At 38.3% G+C, this 10,139-nt stretch carries 8 protein-coding genes; 2 read left to right on the plus strand and 6 right to left on the minus strand.

Annotation, left to right across the window (positions count from 1 at the left end; genetic code table 11):
- On the plus strand, window positions 1-732 hold a 732-nt coding region (locus tag VKY50_RS04100), incomplete at its 5' end, for an aspartate dehydrogenase domain-containing protein (protein WP_324299137.1).
- Here VKY50_RS04100 and VKY50_RS04105 read toward each other — a convergent pair.
- From VKY50_RS04105 to tamL, 6 genes are all read right to left on the minus strand, one after another.
- Window positions 715-1,620: an NAD(P)-dependent oxidoreductase gene (locus VKY50_RS04105; RefSeq protein ID WP_324299139.1), complete on the minus strand. Its 906-nt coding sequence runs from the start codon at window positions 1,618-1,620 to the stop codon at window positions 715-717. The two genes, VKY50_RS04100 and VKY50_RS04105, sit on opposite strands and share 18 nt — an antisense overlap.
- A 145-nt stretch (window positions 1,621-1,765) precedes the next feature.
- Entirely contained in the window at window positions 1,766-3,976 is a 2,211-nt protein-coding gene (locus VKY50_RS04110; RefSeq protein ID WP_324299141.1) for a polyribonucleotide nucleotidyltransferase, read from the minus strand.
- A 289-nt stretch (window positions 3,977-4,265) separates the two neighbouring features.
- On the minus strand, window positions 4,266-4,535 hold the full coding sequence (gene rpsO, locus VKY50_RS04115; RefSeq protein ID WP_324299143.1) for a 30S ribosomal protein S15: 270 nt from the start codon (window positions 4,533-4,535) through the stop codon (window positions 4,266-4,268).
- Window positions 4,536-4,811: 276 nt separating this feature from the next.
- Window positions 4,812-5,672, minus strand: coding sequence for an acetyl-CoA carboxylase, carboxyltransferase subunit beta (accD, locus tag VKY50_RS04120; RefSeq protein WP_324299145.1), 861 nt, complete (start codon window positions 5,670-5,672; stop codon window positions 4,812-4,814).
- A 70-nt stretch (window positions 5,673-5,742) separates the two neighbouring features.
- Window positions 5,743-6,810: a class II fructose-bisphosphate aldolase gene (gene fbaA, locus VKY50_RS04125; RefSeq protein WP_324299147.1), complete on the minus strand. Its 1,068-nt coding sequence runs from the start codon at window positions 6,808-6,810 to the stop codon at window positions 5,743-5,745.
- Window positions 6,811-6,961: 151 nt separating this feature from the next.
- Complete coding sequence (gene tamL / locus VKY50_RS04130) at window positions 6,962-9,499, minus strand: translocation and assembly module lipoprotein TamL (RefSeq protein WP_324299149.1); 2,538 nt, start codon at window positions 9,497-9,499, stop codon at window positions 6,962-6,964.
- 43 nt (window positions 9,500-9,542) lie between these two features.
- Between tamL and VKY50_RS04135 the strand changes: the two genes are divergently transcribed.
- Window positions 9,543-10,139: RNA methyltransferase (locus tag VKY50_RS04135; RefSeq protein ID WP_324299151.1), on the plus strand; the 597-nt coding region annotated here is incomplete at its 3' end.

Below are 10,139 nucleotides of genomic sequence, written 5' to 3' on the forward strand. Positions count from 1 at the left end.
GGTGGAATACTTGACGATTATCAACTAATTGGAAGTTATTCGAGAACATTTGAGAAAGCTGAAAAACTAGCGCAGCGTATCAATAAAGAAAATCTAGGTTATTCTTGTAAGGCATATGAATCGATCACAGAAATCATAGCCCTCAAGCCTGATTATATTTTAGAATCAGCAGCGCCAGTTGCCCTGCGTGAATTAGCTTTGCCAGCGTTAGCGAATGGTTCATCTATTGTAACACTTTCCATTGGAGCTTTGGCCGATGAGGAGTTCTATAAACAAGTACAAGATACCGCAAAGAAAAACGGAACAAGAGTACATCTCGTCTCCGGATCGATCGGAGGATTTGATGTTCTTCGTACAGCTTCTCTAATGGGAGATTGCGAAGTTACCTTCGACACAGAGAAAAGCCCAAAATCGTTGCGTTCCACCAGTGTCTATGAACCAATCCTTGAAACCCAGACCAAGAAGGTTTTTTCAGGGAATGCTAAGGAAGCAATCGCTTTGTTTCCGACAAAAGTGAACGTTGCTGTGGCAGCATCACTTGCTTCGGTTGGACCTGATAATATAAAAGTATCGGTGACCTCGGTCCCAGATTATATAGGGGATGATCACCGAATAGAACTTAGAAATGAAGAAGTGCATGCTGTTGTCGATGTTTATAGCAAGACCTCTAAAATTGCCGGATGGAGTGTGGTGAATACCTTACGAAATATTACCTCACCCATTGTATTCTGATAAATTCGCCAACACCTTTTCACTTAATCTAATATAGGCTTGTTTGGTGCGACCCACAGAGACCTCCATACAGCGTACATTAGGGTGATTTATAAGCTTTTTATCGCCAAGAGCACCTACGGTGTCGCAATAACAACGATTGTCTGCTTCGAGCCACCCTTTAAAGGGTTCCATATCCCAAGCAGGAGAGAGTCCTGTGTTAAATAATATTTTGTGATTACCCAGGCTCTTGAATTCTGATTCATGCAAAAGAACGGTGTTTTTATTAAGACAACACAGGATGACTTCATTTTCTGATAACAGTGCATGAAGGTGTTGGAAGGTATAACCTTTGGACTTAGCTGTTTGTTTTTCGCTTCGTGCGAAATAAGAGATCTCCGCGCCGAAAAACTTTAAAGCATCGGCAATCATGCCTCCTGAGGTACCTAGTCCGACAATTCCGACTTTGAGCCCTGTGATTTCTCTGGCGGCTCCATCCCAAGGTTTTTCTGGATGACCATTTTTATCAGTTCCAAAACCATGCAAACAACGAACAAGTTCGCTTACCACATATTCCACTACACCTTCATCACCGTAGTCTCGGATGCCAGTAACTTTGATTCCTCGCTCATTGGCGTAGAGAATATCCACATTGGCTGTTTCTGGAGAATATAATGAACAACACATACCGATGTACACGACATTAGGACATTTCTCAAGAATATTTTTGTTTAGGGTGGAGGTATAGCTTAAAAGCACCGCATCCGCATCGGAGATGCGGTCAATAATTTGCTGGTCATCCTTTGGGATATCCCTAAATAAAATAACTTCTTCTGCAAACTCTTGAAGCTTAAGCTCGGCCGATGGGATGAGATCCAGTGGTTCAATCCCTACTAATTTCTTAAACATACTACTTAACTTGAAAATGAATCAACAAAAGTAAGTAATAGTTTTTTGAAAAATCAATGTGCTGTAGGCGACTTAAGTGGTTAAAAAAGAAAAAGCCTGACACACGGCCAGACTTTTCACACACTTTAAAATTAACATGAATTGTTTAGTCTCTTCGAGGCTTTCTATCTTTATCACCACCTCTACGGTCATTATTAGACCTATGGCGATTATCAGAGTTTCTTTCCCGTTCCACATACCCTTCAGGTTTTGGTAAAACGGCTTTTCTAGAAACTTTTTCTTTTCGTGTTTTAGGATCAACCCCAAAGTATTTCACTTCAAAAACATCCCCTATTTTAATCACATCAGTCACATTATTGGTGCGATCCCATGCCAGTTCTGAGATATGTAAAAGAACTTCATTTCCTGGGGCCTTTGAATATTCTACAACAGCACCAAAATCCAGTAATTTAATAACTTTTACCTCGTAAACATCTCCTTTGGTTGGTTTGAACGTAATGGCGTCTATTTTTGCAAGTACTGCATTGATTCCATCCTGGTCAGTACCTAGAATTTCAACGACTCCTTTATCGCCAACCTCCTCGATAACGATCTCTGTGTTAGTTTCTTTTTGCAATTCTTGAATTACCTTCCCTCCAGGACCAATTAACGCTCCGATGTAATCTCCAGGGATAGTAACTGAAACCATTTTTGGAGCATGTGCTTTTACTTGTTCGTTTGGTGTCGCAATGGTATCGGTTAATTTTCCAAGAATATGTAGTCTTCCTTCTCTTGCTTGTGCCAAAGCATTTTCAAGAATTTCATAAGAAAGTCCTTTGATTTTGATATCCATTTGGCAGGCTGTAATACCATCTTCAGTACCAGTTACTTTAAAGTCCATATCACCTAAGTGATCTTCATCCCCAAGGATATCTGATAATACAGCGTACTTCTCACCATCCGTAATAAGCCCCATGGCAATACCTGAAACTGGTTTCTTTAGTTGAATACCGGCATCCATAAGCGCCATTGTTCCAGCACAAACCGTTGCCATAGAGGATGAACCATTGGATTCTAAGACTTCCGATACTACACGAACAGTGTAAGGACAATCCTCAGGAATCATGTTCTTAAGGGCCCGTTGTGCAAGGTTTCCATGTCCTACCTCTCTACGAGAAGTTCCTCTAAGTGGACGCGCCTCTCCAGTGGAGAATGGCGGGAAATTATAGTGTAAATAGAAACGCTCCTCAGACTGCTCCGTAGGAAGATCTATTACGTTGGCTTGTTTTGAAGTACCTAAGGTAACTGTAGCAAGTGCCTGAGTTTCCCCTCTAGTAAAGATCGATGATCCATGAGTAGAAGGAAGATAATCTACCTCACACCAGATAGGTCGGATATCCGTAGTTTTTCTGCCATCCAAACGAATGTTCTCGTCTAAGATAAGATTTCTAACCGCTTCTTTTTGAGACTTGGCAAAATATTTATTGATAAGCTCTTCTTTCTCTTCCAGTTCCTCTTCGCTATACCATGCTGCAATCTCTTCTTTAATTAATCCGAATTTCTCACCGCGCTCCTGTTTAGTAGTATCCTCTTTAGCAACAGCATAACATCTATCGTATGCAAAGGTGTGAATTTTAGCTTCTAATTCAGCGTCTTCAAGCTCTGGTTCATATTCACGGACTTCCTTTTTACCAACTTTTTCTACAAGTCTTTTCTGAGCCTCTATTTGGACTTTAATCGCCTCATGAGCCACTTTAATGGCTTCTGTCATTTCTTGCTCTGAAACCTCTAACATCTCACCCTCAACCATGGCAACAGAATCCTCAGAGGCTCCAACCATAATATCCATATCAGCCTTTTCTAATTGTGTTTTGCTTGGGTTGATGATAAATTTGCCGTCCACACGAGCAACTCTTACCTCTGAAATAGGGTATTCAAAAGGAATATCAGATAATTGAATACACGCAGATGCTGCCAAACCAGCTAAGGCGTCTGGCATCACATTGTCATCGCTTGACATGAGTTGAATCATCACCTGAGTCTCAGCGTGATAATCCTTTGGAAATAATGGACGCAATACACGATCCACCAAACGCATCGTTAGCACCTCGCGATCGCTCGGTCTAGCTTCACGCTTAAAAAAGCCACCAGGGAAGCGACCTGCGGCTGCAAATTTTTCACGGTAATCTACCGTTAAGGGTAAAAAGTCAATCCCAGGGTTTGCCGTTCTGGCAGAAACCACTGTTGCTAAAAGCATTGCGTTACCCATACGAATTACGACAGAACCATCAGCTTGTTTTGCTAATTTTCCCGTTTCTAGTGAAATGGTCCTACCATCTCCTAAATCAATAATTTCTTGTTTTACTTCAGGAATCATTTAGTTTTTTTATTGCTCCGCTCCATGGAATTTATAGTAGCGGAATGTTAAACAATGGGCACCCGTGAAATTTCACGGCCGAGTTGTGTTGTAGTTGTTATTACCCAATGAAAAACTAGTTGTCTAAGCTTTTTTGTTAACCACTTACTGTCCCAGGTTGTGGTTATGCGAACATTGAATTCTCTATAATGAGAAAATCAAAAGTATGCCATTATTGATAAAACGGCTAAAAAAAACACAAAAAAATATACAATTAAGTAAAAAGGGAGCAAATAGCTCCCTTTATAATTTACTTTCTTAATCCTAATTCTTTGATGATAGCTCGATATCTTGTAATATCTTTCTTCTTCAAATAATCAAGTAGGCTTCTTCTTTTACCTACCAACCTAACTAATGAACGCTCTGTGTTAAAATCTTTTTGATTGTTTTTCAGGTGTTCTGTTAAGTGTTTAATTCTGTGTGTGAACAAGGCAATTTGTCCTTCTGCAGATCCAGTGTTGTTTTCACTTCCACCGTGTTTTTTGAAAATCTCTGCTTTTACCTCTTTTGATAAATACATGCCAATATTTCTTTAAATGATTCTTATGTATTTGATAGTCGATCTATCAAGGGCGCAAATATAGTAATAATTTTATTTTTAAGGTAGAAAAATAATTAATTAATATGCGTGGATAGGGTAGAAGAATCTATTTTGTTTGGAACTTAAATTGTTGCCCGCTATACATGGTAAGGATATTTCCCCATTAATGGCATGGGTATTTTTTCGGTGAACCAGAGGTCAAAAATAAACAAAAGCCCCGAGATTGGAGCCTTTGTAGTAGATAATGTCTTTGTATTACGAAGCTCTAACGGCCTGGTTTTGTATTAAATCAATATACAGATTCACTTTGTTTTTCAAGTCTCTTCTATGGACGATAAAATCTAGGAACCCATGCTCTAATAAGAATTCGGATGTTTGAAAATCCTCAGGAAGGTCTTTACCTGTAGCTTCCTTTACTACGCGAGGCCCCGCAAAACCGATTAGTGCACCAGGCTCTGCAATATTAATATCGCCAAGCATAGCGTAGGATGCAGTAGTACCTCCAGTTGTTGGATCTGTACACAACGAAATGTATGGTATTCCAAGTTCAGAAAGTTGCGCTAATTTTGCAGAAGTCTTGGCTAGCTGCATTAGGGATAAAGCGGCTTCCATCATCCTGGCACCACCAGATTTTGAAATCATCATAAAAGGAATTTTCTTTTTGATGGAATAATCGATCGCTCTTGCGATTTTCTCTCCGACTACACTTCCCATAGAACCTCCAATAAAAGAAAAATCCATACAAGCAATGACCAAATTTTTTCCCTTGGACTTACCTACAGCAGTTCTAACGGCATCCTTCAGTTTCGTTTTTTCCTGGGCTTGCTTCAAGCGATCAGAATATTTTTTGGTATCGACAAAGTTAAGTGGATCTTTGGATTCTAAATTAGGATCTAGTTCCTTAAACTTATTGTCATCAAACAATATTGAAAAATATTCTTTGCTACCGATACGCACATGATAATCATCCTCTGGACTTACATAAAAGTTTTTAGCCAATTCATCAGCCTCTACAATTTTACCTGTTGGGGATTTATACCAAAGACCAACTGGGGTGTCTTTTTTCTCTTCTGTAGCGGTTTGTATCCCTTTTTCTTTTCTTTTAAACCAAGCCATTGCCATATCTTATATAGAATTAAAAAAGCACTAAAGCAATATCAACCGCTTTAGTGCTTTCTGATGAATTTTATAACGTATTCACGTTGTTTAAATCTTCAAAAGCCTTTTTCAAACGAGTGATAAAGGTTTTTTCTCCTTCGCGAATCCATACGCGAGGGTCGTAATATTTTTTATTTGGTGCATCTTCACCTTCTGGGTTGCCAATTTGACCTCCTAGATAAGCTTCCTTAGATTTCATATAATCTCTAATTCCTTCTAAATAAGCATATTGAAGGTCGGTGTCAATATTCATCTTAATAACACCATAGCTAATTCCTTCTCTGATTTCCTCTACTGTTGAACCTGATCCTCCATGGAATACAAAGTTGATAGTGTTGTGAGGAACATTGTATTTTTTTGACACATACTCTTGAGAGTTCTTAAGGATTTTTGGAGTTAGCTTCACGTTTCCAGGTTTGTAAACACCATGAACGTTACCAAAGGCTGCTGCGATAGTAAAACGTGGTGATACTTTTAATAATTCTTCATAGGCGTATGCTACCTCTTCTGGTTGGGTATACAATTTAGAGTCATCTACATCTGTATTGTCAACACCATCTTCTTCACCACCTGTGATACCTAGTTCAATTTCAAGGGTCATCCCCATTTTATCCATACGCTCCAAGTATGTTTTACAAGTCGCTATATTCTCTTCTATTGACTCCTCAGAGAGGTCGATCATATGAGAGCTAAATAAAGGCTTTCCAGTTTGTTTGAAATGTGCTTCACTTGCCGCTAACATTCCATCTACCCAAGGAAGAAGTTTTTTAGCACAGTGATCCGTGTGAAGGATTACTGGAACCCCATATTTTTCAGCCATTTCATGAACGTGTTTTGCGCCTGCAACAGCTCCTGCAACAGCCGCTTTTTGCTGATCGTTAGATAGTCCTTTTCCAGCATTAAACTGTGCTCCTCCGTTGGAGAATTGGATAATAACGGGAGAATTTAATTCTGCTGCTGTTTCTAAAACAGCATTGATGGTACTGCTCCCAATAACATTGACTGCTGGAAGAGCGAATCCTTTCTCTTTAGCATAGTCAAATATCTTTTGTACTTCGTCTCCAGTGGCTACACCAGCCTTAATGTTGTGACTCATAAATTTAAGTTTCTAATTTGTATATAGTTATATAGTTGTTCGCTTTAAGCTCACTTTTAAAAGCCAAAAATACGACAATTTGTTCAAGAGAAAAATTGCATTGTTTTTATGACTTAGAATTGTGTGGGCAAAAATAATAAATTTACACGGCTTAGAAAGGATAATTGATCCCAATGTTGTATACGGCATTGCCAAAGTTATAATCATTAAACCATCGCTTACTCTTCTGATCATAAGTAGGATCGTAGGTTTTAAAGCCAATATCAAACCTAAAGACAAAAAAGTTAAAATCGTAACGCAGACCAAACCCCGTACCTACTGCAATTTCCTCTAAGGATCGTAGGTTTTCAAAAATGGCTTTTTCATTCTCTACATCATTTAAAAAATCCCATATATTACCAGCATCCACAAATAAAGCACCGTTGATATCCCCTATTAATGGGAATCGATATTCAAGGTTAAGTGCCAACTTTAAATTACCTACATTAAAGTCGTTGGTACTCTTTGTTCTTCCTGGACCAAGCTCATAGGGCTGCCAGGCTCTGTTATCATTGGATCCTCCAGCAAAGTAACTTCTGATAAAGGGAATGCTCCCTGAATTACCATAAGGAATGGCAACTCCCATAAAGGATCTAAAAGCAAGCACATTGCGGCGTGATAGACGCCAGTATTTTATATAATCAAATTCTGTCTTAACATACTGGGAATACTGTACACCAAAAATTAAATTATTCCCATTTTCATCAGTATCTAAATTTAGAGCGGTTGACAAACTCGAGAGTAGGTTTCCAGCCAATTCTATTTTGCCCCTAAATTGGAAAAAATTATGATCGTTAAAGTTTCTACGAGTATTCTTATAGTACGTGTAGTTTGTTGAAAAAATTAAGTTATTGGCAGTTAATCGATTCCTTTGGTCTTCAATACGAGCTACTTCATTTTGATCTGCGCTACTAGCATTAATGTTGCCATTTAATACATCCTGCGTAAATCCACTTGTACCCGTTGGAATGTTGAGGTTTCCATTCTCATCAAAATACGCTGGATTTGCTTGATTGGTATAATCAGAGGCTACATTATTTAAGTCATCATAACTATTCTCGTAAACATCGTAATAGCGATCGGTGTTTAAATTCTTTACATATTGAATGTTAATAAGTTCAAAGATGTTTCTTCTTATATTGGAAGGGTTCCATCTATAGCGTAGAATCCCATTAAAGGTTTGCTTGTCCAATCCAATATTTTTCTGAAGGGTGGTCCCGAGGGAGAAACGGGTTTCTGGAGTCATGGATTTAGGAATGATCCCATTGGTGTTTAATGGGAAAAATATTCTTGGAATATTTAATCCAATGTCCGCCCCAAATTCTGCAATATTGAAAAATCCGCTTTCCGTGTTTTTAAAATCAGAGGAAGATCCAAAGGTGCCTCTAAAGGCAATATCTAGGGTCTCTGCACCTCTAAAAATGTTTCTAGCGATCAAAGAGGTACTAAGGGAAATACCAATATCCTGAATGTTTGAATGCAATAGATCAGAGCTAAAACCTAATGAAAATCGAGGTCTTGGGTTTAGATAAATATTGGTCCTTAGCTGATTGTCGGTGCTGTCTAAATAACTGTAATTGATGTTAGGGTACTTAAATACCTTTAGGTTGTTAATCTGTTTGGCAGTCAATGACCGATCGGATTCTTTATAAACACTATCAGGTATAATTGCAATAACATCTGTGAGTGCTTTTGGTCTATATTTTAGCTGATCCTTGAAATAAATGGTGTACCCGTCATAAGTAATTGATTTTAAGCTGTCCTGTGAGTTATTAAAGGAATAATCAGCATAGATATTTACTTCTTTCACCCGATGGATTTTATAAGGAACTTCTCCGCTACCTTGGTTTGCTGGGGCGTTTTGAATGTTAATTACTACTGGCATTTTTCTATCCTCAGTGGCTAAAGATGTATCTCTTTGAATATCAAAACTAATAGACGAGGGTTGGAACTTATATATCCCAGAGTTCACAAAGATGTTGTTTAGTCGTTCCTTTTCAGCATCAAAGAATATAAAGTCAAACCTCTGGCCTGGACGAATTCTAGAGAACCGTTTATAACGATTGTATATGGAGTCTAAGTCTTTTGATTCGAAATTAGTACTTATGGAATCTAGGTAATACGCTGGTCCTGTGGTGAGGTTGTAATTGACCACTGCACGCTTTTCTTTGGTGTTACTACTATCGATTTCATAACTGACCTGACTGTTGAAATACCCTTTGGTGTCGTAGTATAACTTTAGGCGCTCTGCAGATTTCTCCGTTTTTTCCTTATCAATGATCACTGGTGCTTCTCCAGTTTTCATGAGCCAGTTATTAAAGTTGATTTTGTAATCAGCAAGTTGCGTGAGCTGCTTTTTCGAAATCAAACGATCAAAAAAGCTCATATCTTGTAGATTAGAATCAAGTTTTGCAGTGTAGTATCGAGCGGGATTTGGTTTGGCCATATTGTAGATCGCTAGCCGTGTTTTATTATTAGGCCTTTGTGTAATCAAACCTTCAATCTCACTCTCTGTAACTTTTTGCTCATTGACATAAATATTGTTGTCCACTAATAACAATTGACCACTTTCTACCCTCTTCACGGCATTACATGAATTCAGCAGTACTATTACAAATAATACCGTTATTTTTGCAAAAAATTGTTTCAAGAGGGTGAATAATTAAATTTACGGTCAAAAATACACTATTTGTATGGTTAGCAAAAACGAATTAAAACTTATAACGTCCTTACATCAAAAAAAGTACCGTAGTAAGCATCAACTTTTTATAGCTGAAGGAATCAAAGGTGTATTGGAGCTTTTAGAATCCAAATTGCTACCCTATGCTCTTTATGTTACCCAACAGGTAGATGGATTACCAATTGGTAATACTGTGAAGATAGGTGCTGGGGAAATGAAAAAATTAAGCTGTTTAAAGACCCCAACTGAAATTTTGGGTGTATTCCATATGCCAGCTCAAAAGAGTTTAAAAACCGAAGGATTAATTTTAGCTCTAGATAATGTAAGAGATCCAGGGAATCTAGGGACTATAATACGGCTTTGTGATTGGTTTGGAATTTCTCAACTAGTGTGCAGTGAAAATACGGTTGATTGTTACAATCCAAAAGTGGTTCAAGCTACTATGGGTTCCTTAGCCAGAGTGCAAATTAATTATCTTGAGCTTGAGGAATTTTTAACCTCTACCGATAAGCCGATCTATGGGGCGATTATGGATGGTGAAAACGTATATAAGTCTAAGCTACCTAAGGAGGCCATTTTAGTTATGGGGAATGAATCTAATGGGATAGGG

The organism is Galbibacter sp., from assembly GCF_035306585.1.
Lineage (GTDB): Bacteria > Bacteroidota > Bacteroidia > Flavobacteriales > Flavobacteriaceae > Galbibacter.

What these genes read in the sequence shown, in the direction of transcription:
- VKY50_RS04110 (WP_324299141.1), bottom strand. Translation starts at nt 3,976, where the DNA reads ATGATTCCTGAAGTAAAACAAGAAATTATTGATTTAGGAGATGGTAGG.
- rpsO (WP_324299143.1), bottom strand. Translation starts at nt 4,535, where the DNA reads ATGTATTTATCAAAAGAGGTAAAAGCAGAGATTTTCAAAAAACACGGT.
- VKY50_RS04105 (WP_324299139.1), bottom strand. Translation starts at nt 1,620, where the DNA reads ATGTTTAAGAAATTAGTAGGGATTGAACCACTGGATCTCATCCCATCG.
- fbaA (WP_324299147.1), bottom strand. Translation starts at nt 6,810, where the DNA reads ATGAGTCACAACATTAAGGCTGGTGTAGCCACTGGAGACGAAGTACAA.
- accD (WP_324299145.1), bottom strand. Translation starts at nt 5,672, where the DNA reads ATGGCTTGGTTTAAAAGAAAAGAAAAAGGGATACAAACCGCTACAGAA.